Source organism: Aliifodinibius sp. S!AR15-10 (assembly GCF_031569985.1).
GTDB lineage: Bacteria > Bacteroidota > Rhodothermia > Balneolales > Balneolaceae > JAMQKA01.
On record NZ_JAMQKA010000062.1, the window covers coordinates 1 to 14,648 of the forward strand.

Below are 14,648 nucleotides of genomic sequence, written 5' to 3' on the forward strand. Positions count from 1 at the left end.
CGTCGTCTGCAAGTTGCTGTATCGGGTGTTTGCGGTGATCAAACGAGGGACTCCTTACGTGAAAATCTATCAACATCAGATAACCGAATCTTCTTGACTAAGTCTTAGAATACCAAAAAATTCACCGGCTCAGGTAAACTTGACCTGAAGAGCTCGTCCTTCCGCTAAAAAAATCACAGATTTTTTCTTTACGCTCCCCTCCGATCCCTTCCGGGCGGTCAACTTTACCAAGGCCGGATAAGCCAAGGCTGATCTGAAGAGAGGTTCATTTTGAATTCCTTTCCAAAACGAATTGCGGTGAACTTAAGCAACATTTTGTGCATAAAAGTTTGATCCCCCCGGACACTAATGATTTCAAAACAATCCTAATTGCTCATCCTGCTTTTCGACAGGCCAGGCGGGCATAGGGTTTAGGTCAATCAATTCTGACAACAGCTGGTGAAACTTGCGCGCGATGGGCGGCTGTTTGGCCTTGTCCGGGGCATGGGTGAACACGTAGGGGTGGAGTCCCTCCTTGATCCAGTCGGCCACCATGATGGCCCATTCCTTAAGGTAGGGCTCATTGTTGATGGGGTCATTGGCGCCCACGAACCGGATGAACGGGCGCGAGCCGGTGGTTTCAAAACGAACCGGCACCTTCGGTTTCTTTTTCTGGGCTTCCCTGATCGTGGGATCTTCTGATTTCATGGAATGGAGCTTCCGGGTGTCGAACACTACGCGATCCACGTTGTAGCTTTTTAGCAATCGGTTGAGGCGGTGCTCATGGCGACCGTGATCAAAAAAGTCGAGGTGGCGGACCTCCACGGCATAACTGAAGGCACTTGGCAAAATGGCAAGCAGCTTCTCCAGCTTGTCGAACTCCTTGGGCGAAAACTGCGTTGGCAGCTGAATGTGAAACGGCCCAAGGTGCTCTTCGATTGGCTCAAAAACCTCGATAAAGCGGAGTACCTGATCTTCCACCTCGTGCAGGCGTCGTTCATGGGTGATAGATCGGTGGAACTTGAAGCAAAACTTAAAACCGTCGGGCGTCTGTCTCCCCCAGTTTTTTATAGTCTTGGGATCAGGGATGTTGTAGAAGGTGGTATTACCCTCCACAGAATTGAATACCGAAGCATATTGGGCTAGGTAGTCTTTTTGTTTGGCATCATCACGAAAGAAAGTACCCACCCATTCTTTCAGACTCCATACGGTGCAGCCCAGATGGTATTTGGTAATTGCCATGTTACTACTCTTTTCAGTTGATCATAAACAGTCATATTCGATGCCAACATTATAAGAATTCTACAGGTAACCGGCAGAGAGGCCTCTAATTCATTACACGTAACATATTTGTAGAAAAGAACGCAATCAATAGCTGTTAAGGTTACAAGTTGAATGTTTAAAGGTTAAGGGTTGACAAAAAGCATAATTCAAAACCTTCAACTTGTAACTTTCAACCTCTAGCCTTCAACCATCCCAGGAATTCCTGCCGCTGATTACGCAGATACCGCAGATTAATAAAGGAAACAAAACAAACTGGTAAATACTTTTAAATAAATTCTTGGAATAGCTGTCACTTAATCAGCGTCATCTTTTTGACAATAACCCGCTGGTCAGTAACAAGCCGGTAAAAGTAGACTCCCGAGGCGAGATTGCGGCCATCAAAGGGAACCTCATAGACACCAGCCGGTAGTATTTCATCTTTAAGCGTAGAAACTTTTTGTCCTGCCACGTTATAAACGCTGAGTTGGACGTGAGACTGTTGAAGTAGGCCGAACTCAATTGTAGTGGTTGGGTTAAAGGGATTCGGGTAATTTTGCGCAACCTCTGTTCCATCAGAAGCAAATGGTGAGAATGCCAGGTTGTATCCCAGTAATTCCGATTTACCTGAATTAGTGACCACAATACCGGCGTGGGTGATTGCCTCCCAGTTCCATGGCGTAGTTAGCTTAAAGCCACTATGGATATCCCCCTTACGTATAATTGTGTCAACGGATCCATCATCGTAGAAGCCGATTAGTCCTATCTGGATATCCTGATCCTGGTATTCTGCCAGCATTTTTAGATACCCCTGCAGGTCAGACTCTTTGTCTACCGTTATATATTTAGCGCCCATGGCTAATACCGAGTCGTTTTCAAATATATCTCGGGCTGTTAACCTTGAATTAATCGTTGGGCTGGGATAGTTGGCGCTTTCATTAAAACCATAACCATCCCGGGAATAGTTGATTCCAGAAGCATAATGCCACAAGTGAGATTCAGCGAAGGCAATTTCAAAAGAATCCTCGTACTCCTCTTGTAAAGTCTGGGTAATTGCTCCCTTCATGGTCAAGTAATCGGGGTTTGTCCGGTTCCGCTGTTGTTGGAACTGCTGTTGAATTCGGCTCCAAACCCCCGGCCAGAATTCCTCCCCGTACCGTTCCCAGAAATAGATGAACCAGGTAACGCCATCGTATGCGACCGGGATGCTGTGGTTGTTTGATACAAACAGACTCGAGCCGCCCTCCCCGATGTAGTTGTAATAGTCGTTCACATTATCATAAACCACCTCTTCCATCATAGTGGCATCCATCTCCGACCAATCGGTGCCATGTGGACTTTCCGGATTTTCCGGCCAGCCGTACCATTCGCTGTTGGCATACTGGATGGCATGCTTGAGTTCATGGGCTATTGTCACTTTTAGGGCTCCCTTCTGGTTGCCTTCGGGGTCATCGTTCTCCGGGAAATCATCGTAATTTTTATGAATCACGATGTAGGTGTCGGTGCTGAGCCCACGGTTATAGCCATAATCTGTGTAGCCATAGGAATTAATATTTTCGATATAGATCGGGTAGGGATTGGATCCATCCACCGGGTCGGTATAGCCCAGTCGCTGGATTTGGTGACGCCAAGAGGAGTCAGCCGCGGCTGCCGCCCAGTCTACGTAGTCCGGGATCCCGTTCGAGGGATTTGTATCACCAGCGGGAACGGCATTTGCTCCACTGACGTCATAATGGATTTCGAATTTGCCACTGGGGGAGCGGTATGTTTCCTGGGCCTGTGTGGAGCGACGAAGGATCGCCTGCACCTTGTCAATTGTGGCTTGCGAAAGCTGATCTTTGTTCCCTTGGTATTCCCTGATGGCGGGCAAACCACATTTAATAGGTGCTGTTTGGTGTGTTTTATAGGTGCTGGGTAGAGCTTTTACATCTAATCCCGCATACAGTTGGTACAATACTTTCTGCTCAAGGCTGATTTCACCATCCAAGTAGGTGGATTGGATAGCACGGAGCGTTTCCTGGGAATTCGGTTGCTCTCCATACAGCGTTTGCTGAGCTATGCTGCTTGAAGTGAAGAACAGGAAGGTCGATACCAGACCGATGAATATTTTATGATTGTGGATCAAACGGGATACGTAATATTTGTAGCAGTTCTGAGTTCATTTCTTGCAAAATTAGCCTTAATTTTGGCATTTGCAATGGGTAATAACGCGATTTAATCCAAAATAGCTTAAACGAATAAACCAAAAGAGCACAAATAAATGTACGAGGTCATCCTATATTACAAATTCACGGATATTGAAGATCCCGAATCATTCTGTGAACAGCATAAGTCATTTTGTAAAGAACTTGGGGTGAAAGGTCGCATCTATATTGGTCGGGAAGGGATCAATGGGACACTCGGGGGGACACCTGAGCAGATGCAGAAGTACAAGGAGCACCTTACCGCCATAGAAGGATTCGAGGGCATCGACTTCAAGACCGATACCATTGACTTCATCCCGTTTGCAAAGCTGAAGTGCAAAACGCGGGATGAAATTGTGGCACTCCACGAAGAAGATGTGGACCCGGCGTACGGCGGAAAATACCTGGAGCCACACGAGTGGAAGGCGGTGATGGAATCGGGTGAGGATTATGTGATGATCGACGTGCGTAACGACTATGAGAGCAAGATCGGCCATTTTGAGGGAGCTATAACGCCGGATGTGGAAAACTTCTATGATTTCCCTGATTGGCTGGATCAGTTTGATGCCCCCAAGGACAAAAAGGTACTGATGTATTGCACCGGCGGCATTCGATGCGAGAAGTTTTCTGTGTTGATGAAGGAGAAGGGCTGGGAGGATGTGAACCAGCTGCATGGGGGCATCCTGCGATATGCCAATGAAGAGGGCGGCGAGCATTACAAGGGAAAATGTTTTGTGTTTGATGATCGCCTGGTAGTGCCTGTGAATAAAGATAACCTGGAACCGATCGCCCGCTGTGAAATTACCGGTAAGCCAGCCGACAGCTATATCAACTGTGCCAATATGGAGTGCAACAAGCTGTTTGTCTGCTCAAAAGAGGGAGCCATAAAGATGGAAGGGTGCTGCAGTGAGGAATGCCGCCAAAGTGAATTCAAGCGGCCGTTTGATCCGGAAAACGCTTTCCGCCCGTTCCGCAAGTGGTATAATTATTTTGATGATGAGTTTAAGGAGCGGGAGCTGGAGGGTAATGCGTAAGGGTATTTCCCCTGTTTTTAAATTAGTACCTTTTTAAGAATTTTAATATGATTCATGGGGCAATGATCGATGATATAATAATAACTCCGTACTCATCACGCATTATGTATCACGCATCAATCATGACTCCTTAAAAAATGCTTTGGCGATAGAGGCGAAGTGTTTGGGGCGGTCCAGGAACGCGTAGTGTCCGGCATTGTCAATCACTACAAGGGCCGCATTTTTGATCCCTTTCTCCATCCGTTCTCCCTGGTAGAGTGGGGTCGCCTCGTCATCACGTCCCCAGAGCAAGAGTACCTCATGGGGAATTTGGGGCAGGCAGGATTCCAGGTGTTCGGTTACCGATTTCACAAATGTCTCCCGCATTACGCCCGAAAGCTTTTGGTAATCTGAGGACCCCAGCCACTTCCACAGAGACGTGTCACGAAGCTTTTGCAGCGCTTTTTCCCTGGCAGTTCCTGGCAGTATCTGGAAGGGCGCTTTGAGTGTCTTGGCCAGGTACTTCTTGAAATAGAATTTCAGGCTGCGTTTTGGTTTCATACCTGCACCGCCCGTTATTAACACTTTACCGATCATAGTTTTTCCTACTTCTCTCGCACAGAGTTTTAGCGTAATTCGCCCCCCAAACGAGTGAACCAGCAGATCTACCTTCCCCAGATCCGATTCCTCAATAAAAGTCTGCACCATGTCGGTGTAGTCGTCGATGGTCCAGGCCTGCTCCGGGGGAGAAGAGTCGCCGAAGCCGGGCAGATCCAGAACGTAGCAGGTACGCAGACGGGAGAGCGACTTCGCCAGCGGTATCATGGAGCGGCCGCTTGTTCCCCACCCATGCAGCACCACCAGGGGCGGGCCCTCACCAAGTTTTTGGTAAGAAATGGTTAAATTTTCGTAGCTAAAATGTTTTTTTTCTGGCATAAAAGATACTAGAATAATGCTGTGAGGTTTTAAAAAAGACTACCATGACGTTGATTACTAACTCAACCGTATCAATGCTTCGATTCTCTGCGAGATCCCGGATCGGAGTCCGGGATGACGCCGAGGCTGTGCTTTTTATGTAGAATCCACAAGAATAAACAGGAATTTCTTCCAGGATCGAAGGTTCTGAAAAGCAGCAACTTTCAACCTTTAACATTTAACCTCAAACATGAAACGTGCGCTAACATCTCATTAATCCAGAATGAAAACAAAATTTTTTGTAAGGATTTGGCTTGAGGGCGGTCTATAGGGTGAATGACAAATGCAATTTAGAGAGGAGAGAGCATTATGAAGAGGAAAATATTTTTTTGGCTGGAGAAGCTGAAGATTACGCGACAGGAGCGTATCACCATTGCAAGCCTTTTGGTATTGCTTGTGATAATGTCTGTTTTGAATTTTGTGATAGAGCCGGGCACTGCGGCTAATGCGGAACATTATGAAGCAATCAGAGAAGAATTCAACAGGAGAAAGGCTGACATAGAGCAGAAGGAAAGAGAACTTTTGAAGCGCTATAGTCCCCAGCCTAAAGTAGCAAAACCTGCTGATTCGAACGGGATGATCATTGCAGTCAGCGACACCATAACCCGCAGTTCTGAGTCCGACACGCTCGAGCAAAAGAGTCCACAAAAAATAAATGTGAATACTGCTAGTCTTGAAAAGCTGCAAGAATTAAAGGGTATAGGTCCTGTCTATGCCAAGCGGATTGTGGCTTATCGCGATACAGCAGGCCGGTTTGAGGAGGCCGAAGAGTTGATCAGGATTAAAGGAATAGGAGAAAAAAGACTGGAGAACATAAAGCCCATGATTGCACTATAAAGGGCTGATATCAGGATAGGATCAACATTAAAAACTCATGGCTAACAACCGATTTCAACAAATCATTAATTTCTCCAGTATGCTGCCACACTTCACGCAAAAACACGTTATATTCGATAGGTTAATTATGTATATATCACAAGGAGATCCAAAAGTCTAAAAGTTACCACGATGTCGAATCGTATTCTCTGGGCTGACGATGAAATCGATCAGTTGAAGCCACATATTATTTTCCTGGAAAACAAGGGGTTCGAGATTGTCCCGGTTACGAACGGGAGCGATGCCGTTACCCTGATCAAGGAGCGCGTATTTGATATCGTATTTTTGGATGAGCAGATGCCGGGAATGGACGGCCTGGCCACGCTGAACAAGATCAAGCGTTCGCAGCCTTCGTTGCCGGTAGTCATGATTACCAAGAGCGAAGAGGAGTCGATTATGGAGGATGCGATCGGCGGCAAGATATCGGATTATCTGATCAAGCCGGTCAATCCCAACCAGATCCTGCTCACCGTCAAGCGTATCCTGGAACGCAAGCGTATTCGCAATGAAAAGTTTGCCCAGTCGTACCTGCGGAATTTTAACAAGATTTCAGAGCGAATCCGGGTGGATACCACTTGGGAAGAATGGATCAATATTTACCAGCAGCTCACGCGCTGGGAGATTGACCTGGAGGGGAGCGAAGAGTCGCTGCGACAGGTGCTCACCGACCAGTACCAAGAGGCCAACCGGGAGTTTGGGCGCTATATACAGCACTCATATCGTGACTGGATTGAGCAAGAGACGCCGCAGCGCCCGGCGCTTTCCGTGGATATCCTGCCGGAATATGTGCTGCCGCATGTGGAAAATGGTCAGACCACGCTCTTCTTTGTGATCGACTGTATGCGTTACGACCAGTGGCTGGTGTTCGAGAACCTGCTGACCGATTTTTACAGCATCGACACCGATTTTTACTACTCTATTCTCCCCACGGCCACGCCTTATTCGCGTAATGCCATATTTTCGGGCCTGTTTCCGCTGGAGATAGAGGAGATCTACCCCGAGCTGTGGGAGCAGGGGGATAACGAGACCTCGCTCAATCAGTATGAAAACGAGCTTTTGGCGCATCAGCTTCGCCGGCAGGGGTTGAACCTGAATTTCAAGTACGAAAAAATTCTGAATGCTGAAGAGGGTCAGCGGATTGCCGACCGCATCCACAACTACACGCAGTCGCCGCTCAGCACATTTGTTTATAATTTTGTGGATACGCTGGTCCACTCGCGCTCCGATTCTGAAGTTCTCAAGGAGATCGCCCCCGATGTGCCGGCATTCCGATCGTTAACCCGGACCTGGTTCCGACATTCCTCGCTGTTGCGCATTCTGAAGGATTTGGCTGAGGAGGAGGTAGTGATCGTCATCACCAGCGATCACGGGGCCGTGCGGGCACTCCGCGACACCAAGGTTTTTGGGGATAAAGACACTTCTACCAACCTGCGCTACAAATATGGTCGCAACCTGAAGGCCGATGATAGTGCAGCGCTGTTTATTGAGGATCCCAACTCCTACATGCTGCCGAGTCCCAGCCTGGTGAATAACTATATTATCGGCAAAGAGGATTACTACTTCGTTTATCCAACGAATTATCACCGGTATCAAAATCGCTACCGGGATACCTTTTTGCACGGCGGTGCCAGTATGGAGGAGATGATATTGCCGATTGCCACTCTCAGACCACGTGCAATGCTGTAGTTGTGATGGAGAAAGAAGTGATTACGGAATCAGAAGAAGAGACCCATCAGCTGGCAAAATCAATTGCCGAAGAGCTCCAGCCCGGTGATGTCCTCTGCCTGAACGGTCCGCTGGGGGCTGGAAAAACCCAATTTGTAAAAGGCCTGGCCAGCTACTTCGGTATTGATCCGGCAACGGTGCAATCGCCAACATTCACCCTGATTCATGAGTACGAGGGCAGGCTGCCGATCTATCACTTCGACTGCTACCGTATGGAAAAACCGGAAGAAGCTCTTGAAATTGGGGCAGAAGAATATTTTTATAGGGAGGGCGTTTCGGTTATCGAGTGGCCTGAAAAGATAATGCCGTTCATCCCGGAACACTCCCGGTGGATAAATATAGAATCCCTGGGACCCCAAAAACGAAAATTTATATTTGGCAACGACAATAAATAATTGGCTATATTGAAGCTCTTATGGGAGCAAATCAACGATTATCATATCGACTTGACCGTCTCCCGGTGATCCTACCGTTTCACCGGAGGGCAAAAAATAACATCCAGCTGGGTGATTTGGTGTATTATGGACCCTGCCCGGAATTTTACGGTATTGGGGAAGTGGTGCGCTGCATGGACGGCCTGGCGGTAGTCGATTTCCGCGGCACCGGCTTGCTCAACATCCAGAAAGATGCGCTTTCGATGAAGTATCTCATTCCCATCCACAAGCTGAATCTGGGACACATCCTGAAAAGCACATAGGGCTTCTAAGTTGTCGTGCAGTTAGAAAGCCGATGACGCAGATCCAGCGGAAAACCACAGTTTATATTTTATCAGTGTGTCAATCCGTAAAAACCGTGTTATCCGTGTTCTATTCCTTGAGGTTTTCGTTGAGAAGCTCCGTCCTTTCCAACAGGCCATCATCTTTTGCTCTTCCCAACATCCAGAGTAGAACACTGATGGCCAATCCCGGGTAGAAGGGTTCAATTCCCCAAAACGTGTAGGAGTATTGTTGCTGATTATAGATGGTACCCAAGATCAGCCATGCCAGTGATACCATTATGCTGATGAGCATAGTTGGCAATACCCATTCTCGTTTCAGGGTGAACAGCCGCAGGTAAACGCCAAGTACCGGTATCAGGAGGCCGGGAATCATCACCGATCCGATCACGTACCACAGGTCGATGACGCTGGGATAGATGATGATGAGTAGTATGCCGAGTACGGCTGCAATGAAGACGCTGATACGGGTAAGTCGGTTGTTGGAGGTGTTTGGAAAATAGTTGACAAGGAAGTCCCGCCCGAGCGTCTGACCGGAAAGAAAAAGGTAGCTGTCCATCGTTGACATGATGGTGGCAAGAAGCGCGACAAAGAATACTCCTTTAATTCCGAGTGGAAGCAGTTCATTTGCCAGGTAAGGATACACCATGATCGGTTCCTGCAGGTCCGGTCCCAGGATGGCCCAGCCATACATACCGCTGAACATGGTAAGGAAGTCGAACAGTGACCAGAGCAGAATGGAGGCAAAAATTCCTTTCTTGGCCGTTTCCGGTGATTTTGCCGCTGCGGCGCGTTGGTGAAAGCTTGGATCCACAAAAGTCCAAAGCGCAATAAAGAACCAAACCAGGATATACTGCAGGTTATGCCCGCCGGAAAGATCGCGATAGGTGGCGGGAACCGCATTCCAGAGCTGACCGATGAAGCCGAACTCCATGAAGGCAAAGCCCAGGAGCAGAATAAATCCACCAAACATGAGCAGAACCTGGAGCATGTCGGTGCGGACCACGGCGCTGAATCCACCAAACGTCACATAGGCTACTGAGAAGAAGGCAACTGCGGCCGCATACCACAGGAAATTGCCGCTCCCACCCGTCAGGTATTGAAACAGCAAGCCCAGCATGAGGATGTACGGAGCGGGACTCACCAGCACAAATATCGGCACAGCAGAAAACCTACCGGCTTTTTCCCCGTAAATATTTGCTACAGCCTCGGGAATTGACAAGGCTTTATTCAAGCGAATCTTACCAGCCAGGAAGACGGCAAACAGGGCTGAGAAGATATAAAAGGGAAATCCAAACAGGAGCCATTGTGAAATGCCGTATTGGTAGCTGTATTCGCCGACCCCCAGAATGCCCCCGTACCAGGTGGATACCAGTGTGGCAACAAAAGCGGGCAGTGTCATTTTTCGGCCCGAAAGGAGAAATGTCTCTTCATCTTGGCTCTCCCAGTTTTTCTGCCAGCTCAGGTAAACGAGCAGCCCGAAATAGAGTAGCAGCAGGAGCCAGTCGAATGCAGTGAATTGAAGCTCAGTCAAGAGAACTCTTGTTTATTTGTTGTAACGTGAGACCCGAATATGAAAAGATAATTACGAATTAAAAATCATTAGTGTCCGGAGAATTAATCTTTTAGGCAAAAAATAGCATTTAAGTATTTCGTTTTTTGAAAGGAATTCAATATGAACCCCTTTACAATAAAACCAGACTCCGACATCCGGCCTTGGTAAAGTTGACCGCTTGGAAGGGAGCGGACTGAAGAGCCCTTCAGGTCAAGTTTAGCACCGACGGCGATTTTTTCCGTTTAGTTTTTTAATCCGACTACCGGCGGATTTCATCGCTGAAAAAATGATCAACAGGAGTAGAAGTAGGTTTAATTTCTAAAACTCATCCTGTGTCTCATCCCGTCCCACAAAGATAAGCAGGTCGCCGGTGCGGTATGTGATCTCGATCGGTGAAGAGATCACCCGGTTGGACGAGCCATCCCGAATGCCATTTTCCAGCGATTCATCCCTGAGGGGATATTTTAAACCTTGCGTGTGAATACCTTCCACACGTCCAGAGAGAGGGAACAGTGAAACGGTGGTTCCTTCCGTTAATTCGGCAGAATAGGAGCGGGGCAACAAAAACATGGTGCCGAAGTTATCCTCGAATACGAGGGTGTCGAATTGGTCATTAAAACTTTTGAGTACTGAAAGGTTTTTAAGCGTCTGGTCGATACGCTGGCCTGTTACGCCCAGCACTACCGCATGGCTGACACTACGTTTTGCGGCCAGCTCCAGGGCTTTTTCCAGGTCGTTCGTTTCTTGGTCAGTATCCTTGATGACTTCAAAATCGTCGTCTTGCGATGGACGAAAGCTGTCGAGATCTCCGATAACCAGGTCGGGTTGATGGCCAAGGTCGCGGGCTGTATTTCCCCCGCCGTCGGCTGCTATAAAAAGCTGAGCTTCCTCTAAATGCATGCGCAGGAGTGGTGCCTTTGGAGGAAGCCCGTTACAAAGAATGATACCTTTCATTTACGTGAATATGATTCTTAATGACATAAAATAACGAATAATGAAGCCTATTGGTCTAAAATACATGAGATAGATCAAATAGTAAGGGTATAAAAATAATTGCTTTCTTCAAGGCAATACCTTTTTTTAATAAGCTTATTTTTTCCCATTTACGAGCAGTTAAGAGCATGTTTAAAAAACTGATAAAGAGATTACAAGAGCATCAAACAGTAGGCGTCTTTTCTCATATACGTCCCGATGGAGATTGTATCGGGGCGCAGATTGCGATGTGTCTCTGGCTGGAAAATAATGGGATCAAGGCATATGCATTCAATGATGACCCGGTGCCGATGAACCTGGAATGGCTCACCGAATATTACCCTGTTCAAGAGCCGGATGAGAAAGAGCTGAAAGAGTGCGATGCGTTTGTACTGGTTGATGGTAATTCTCCACCCCGTTTTGGTACCTACTCGGATTATATCCAGGATGACCCCAAACCAACCTACATGATTGACCATCACCCCGACCCCAATGATGGATTCGATATGAGTATTTCGGTGGAGGAGGCTTCCTCGACGTGTGAGCTGATCTTTCATGTGTTCCTGCAGCACGATATCAATCAGCTGGACTCTCGTGCTGCCAAAGCGTTGTATACCGGCATACTTACCGACACCGGCTCGCTTCAGTACGACAGCGTGACGCCGGAAACTCTAAATATTTGTTCGGAACTGCTGCGCCTGGGTGAGTTCCGCCCCAATGAGGTAGCCGAAAAGGTCTTTTCACATAAAACGCTCAACCAGCTGCGTTTGCTGGGCATGGCGATTAGTACCATCGAGCTATATGAGGACAATCAAATCGCCATTATGTGCGTTACCAAAGAGATGCTTGAAAAGACGAATACAACCAACGACGATACCGAGGGCTTTGTCGCCTATCCCCTGAGTGTGGCTGATATTAAAGCAGCTGTGCTTTTTAAGGCACTGGGAGATGGGGTGAAAATGAGCCTTCGATCAAAAAGCAATGAAGTAGATGTCAATAAATGGGCACGTGAGATTGGCGGCGGCGGCCATAAGAAAGCCTCCGGCGCATGGCACCCGGGCCCGTTGGAAAAGACAATTGAAGAAGTGGTTGAGATCGGTTCCAAGCAGCTCGTCTCTATTGATAAGTCCTAAAAACCAGCTGTTGAGACATGTTTAAAACGCTATTCACTCCCATTTCTGTAATTTTATTGACCTTTACATTGTTAGCCTGCCAGGCTCGGAAAGAGCATGGTTCGATTTCAACCCCTGTTAAGCAAGAACAAGTCCAGCAGAACTCCACGTCCGGTAAACAACAGGTTTCAGCCTCAGGTAACACCTCCAGTTCTACCAGTTCATCGCTTCGTAATAATTCCTCTATACAGGAAATTGACTCTGCCATTTATGCGTCACGCGACAATGCCATAACGCGAACGGTGCGGCAGGTGAGTCCTGCAGTGGTGAGCATAACTGTAACTGAGGTAGTGCAGGGAGGGCGTCGGTTGGCATTTGATGAGTTTTACGGTTTCTTTTTGGCACCGCAAGAGCGGGAATTCAACAGTATGGGATCCGGTTTTATTATCAGCAAGGACGGTCTGGTGGTGACCAATGAGCATGTGGCGGGAAAAAATTCGAAGAAGATTGTGGTTTCTCTGCCCGACGGTTCTCAGCACGAAGCCAAATTGTTGGGCTCTGATGAGCTGGCCGACCTTGCCCTGCTCAAGATCCAGGCCGACCGCGAATTTCCCTATATGAATTTTGGGGATTCAGATAATGTGATGGTGGGGGAGTGGAGTATTGCAATCGGTAATCCATTTGGACTTTTTGAGGCAGCTCAGCCTTCCGTGACGGTTGGTGTTGTCAGTGCCACCCGGCGCGATTTCCGCCCTGATCCCAATGAGCCGCGCGTGTATATGGACATGATCCAAACCGATGCCGCTATCAACCGAGGAAATTCCGGTGGTCCGCTTGTCAACAGCAAGGGTGAAGTGATCGGGGTGAATACGTTTATCTATACTGGCGGTACCAGTGGAGGCAATGTGGGACTCGGTTTTGCCATACCCAGCAACCGGGTGGAAAAGATTATCAGTCAGCTCTCGCGTTCGGGCCAGGTAAAATTGAGTTATAATCCCGGTTTCGAAACCACTCCAATGACTTACCGGCTGGCCGCACAATACAATTTGCCGGCTATTATGGGTCTGTTGGTAACCAGTGTGAATAAAGATGGACCCGCCTATGAGGCTGGCGTGATGCCCGGGGATATCATTCTTAAAATTGGGGATGAGCGGGTACACAGCCAGATGCATGCTCAGGCCCTGATGCGGGAATTCGAAGAAGGGGACACGATGAAGCTGGAATTGATGCGTAAAAACAAGCGCTACGAAGCCGAAATGACATTACGGCAAAAAGTGGATAGTTCCGAAACACAGTAAAGCTAGGACGTGGTACACCCCCTAGGTGGGCTGCATCTTATTTATTATTCCTGCCCAAAAACTTCTTTACCTGTTCTTCATGTCGTTCGTCCTCCCAAAATCGGGCAAACGGTTCCAGCTCTTTCTCGATTGCTTCCCAGCGGATCTTTGAATACCGTAGAGCCCCCCGTTTCAATGTTTGGATAAAGTCGCGATCATTTTTGCTGAGATTGTGAGCCCATTGTTCTGTTTCTTTACCCAGCACTTCAGGGTCAGCAACCTTGTCGACAAGTTTATGTTGCAGAGCAGTATCGGCATCAACTTCTGCCGCTTCCGCCAGCCAGCGTAGTGCCGTAGAGCGACCGACTTTTTCCGTGAGGCGGGTTAGTCCACCCCAGCCCGGTGGCAGGTAAAACTTGGCCTGGCTGAAGTTGAAGGTGGCATTTTGGGATGCAATCCGGAAGTCAAAGGCGAGCATAATCTCCCAGCCGCCGCCATATGTACTCCCGTTAATGGAAGCGATGGTCCAGCAGGGTAGCTTTTCGATCCGCTTGAGAATGGATCCCATACGGCGGGCCATCAATTTAGCCTCTCTTGCAGACTTTATTCCGTGGAACTCTTTGAGATCCCCGCCAGAGATGAACACCTCATTACCAGCACTTGTCAGTATAAATGTGCGTATTTCGTTGTCCTTCTCCAGCCGATCGAGCAGGTCTTCCAGTTGCTCCATCACTTTAAAATTGATGGCGTTTAATGCTCCGGGTCGATGGATGCTAGCGGTTAGAATATGCCTATCTTTGTTGGCCTGTAGTACACTCAATGTACTTGTACTTGGTGTTTTTGGTGTAGTTAATTCTCGTCCAGTATCCTCATAATTGACCAAATGTCAAACAAATTCCTAATTCAACATTCCCAATTTTAATTTTACTGTTTGTATTTGCAATATTTCATTAAAATGATTTAAATCACTTGTCTTAAAACAAAACTATTGAAATCTAACATCTTA

Annotated in this window: 13 protein-coding genes; 7 read left to right on the forward strand and 6 right to left on the reverse strand. The window is 47.7% G+C overall.

Going from position 1 to position 14,648, the window contains the following annotated elements; genetic code table 11:
• Nucleotides 1–354: 354 nt before the first annotated feature.
• Nucleotides 355–1,221: a DUF72 domain-containing protein gene (locus tag NC796_RS23790; protein WP_310688314.1), complete on the reverse strand. Its 867-nt coding sequence runs from the start codon at nt 1,219–1,221 to the stop codon at nt 355–357.
• Between the two features lie 331 nt (nt 1,222–1,552).
• On the reverse strand, nt 1,553–3,364 hold the full coding sequence (locus NC796_RS23795; RefSeq protein ID WP_310688315.1) for an MXAN_6640 family putative metalloprotease: 1,812 nt from the start codon (nt 3,362–3,364) through the stop codon (nt 1,553–1,555).
• 135 nt (nt 3,365–3,499) lie between these two features.
• On the opposite strand from NC796_RS23795, the gene NC796_RS23800 reads away from it, so the two are divergent.
• On the forward strand, nt 3,500–4,456 hold the full coding sequence (locus NC796_RS23800) for a rhodanese-related sulfurtransferase (RefSeq protein WP_310688316.1): 957 nt from the start codon (nt 3,500–3,502) through the stop codon (nt 4,454–4,456).
• Nucleotides 4,457–4,576: 120 nt separating this feature from the next.
• Here NC796_RS23800 and NC796_RS23805 read toward each other — a convergent pair whose 3' ends face one another.
• On the reverse strand, nt 4,577–5,371 hold the full coding sequence (locus NC796_RS23805) for an alpha/beta hydrolase (RefSeq protein ID WP_310688317.1): 795 nt from the start codon (nt 5,369–5,371) through the stop codon (nt 4,577–4,579).
• Nucleotides 5,372–5,719: 348 nt separating this feature from the next.
• Here NC796_RS23805 and NC796_RS23810 point away from each other — a divergent pair, with 348 nt between their 5' ends.
• From NC796_RS23810 to NC796_RS23825, 4 genes are all read left to right on the forward strand, one after another.
• The gene (locus tag NC796_RS23810; protein WP_310688318.1) at nt 5,720–6,247 is read left to right on the forward strand and encodes a helix-hairpin-helix domain-containing protein; all 528 of its coding nucleotides are present in this window, start codon (nt 5,720–5,722) and stop codon (nt 6,245–6,247) included.
• A gap of 171 nt (nt 6,248–6,418) precedes the next feature.
• Entirely contained in the window at nt 6,419–7,972 is a 1,554-nt protein-coding gene (locus tag NC796_RS23815) for a response regulator (protein WP_310688319.1), read from the forward strand.
• A 5-nt stretch (nt 7,973–7,977) separates the two neighbouring features.
• The gene (tsaE, locus tag NC796_RS23820; protein ID WP_310688320.1) at nt 7,978–8,406 is read left to right on the forward strand and encodes a tRNA (adenosine(37)-N6)-threonylcarbamoyltransferase complex ATPase subunit type 1 TsaE; all 429 of its coding nucleotides are present in this window, start codon (nt 7,978–7,980) and stop codon (nt 8,404–8,406) included.
• A 20-nt stretch (nt 8,407–8,426) separates the two neighbouring features.
• On the forward strand, nt 8,427–8,708 hold the full coding sequence (locus tag NC796_RS23825; protein WP_310688321.1) for a hypothetical protein: 282 nt from the start codon (nt 8,427–8,429) through the stop codon (nt 8,706–8,708).
• Nucleotides 8,709–8,817: 109 nt separating this feature from the next.
• Here the strand turns inward: NC796_RS23825 and NC796_RS23830 are convergent, their stop codons facing one another.
• Together NC796_RS23830 and NC796_RS23835 are read right to left on the reverse strand one after the other, a co-directional pair.
• On the reverse strand, nt 8,818–10,260 hold the full coding sequence (locus NC796_RS23830; protein ID WP_310688322.1) for a sodium:solute symporter family protein: 1,443 nt from the start codon (nt 10,258–10,260) through the stop codon (nt 8,818–8,820).
• 339 nt (nt 10,261–10,599) lie between these two features.
• Nucleotides 10,600–11,235 carry a thiamine diphosphokinase gene (locus tag NC796_RS23835; protein WP_310688323.1) on the reverse strand — a complete coding sequence of 212 codons (636 nt, stop codon included), beginning with the start codon at nt 11,233–11,235 and terminating at the stop codon, nt 10,600–10,602.
• Nucleotides 11,236–11,402: 167 nt separating this feature from the next.
• Here NC796_RS23835 and NC796_RS23840 point away from each other — a divergent pair, with 167 nt between their 5' ends.
• A complete protein-coding gene (locus tag NC796_RS23840) occupies nt 11,403–12,386 on the forward strand; it encodes a bifunctional oligoribonuclease/PAP phosphatase NrnA (RefSeq protein ID WP_310688324.1) in 984 nt (327 codons plus the stop codon).
• A gap of 17 nt (nt 12,387–12,403) precedes the next feature.
• Nucleotides 12,404–13,663 (forward strand): trypsin-like peptidase domain-containing protein, encoded by a 1,260-nt coding sequence (locus tag NC796_RS23845; RefSeq protein WP_310688325.1) that lies wholly within the window; start codon nt 12,404–12,406, stop codon nt 13,661–13,663.
• Nucleotides 13,664–13,700: 37 nt separating this feature from the next.
• On the opposite strand, the gene NC796_RS23850 is transcribed toward NC796_RS23845, so the two are convergent.
• Nucleotides 13,701–14,462, reverse strand: coding sequence for an enoyl-CoA hydratase/isomerase family protein (locus tag NC796_RS23850; protein WP_310688326.1), 762 nt, complete (start codon nt 14,460–14,462; stop codon nt 13,701–13,703).
• Nucleotides 14,463–14,648 lie beyond the last annotated feature (186 nt).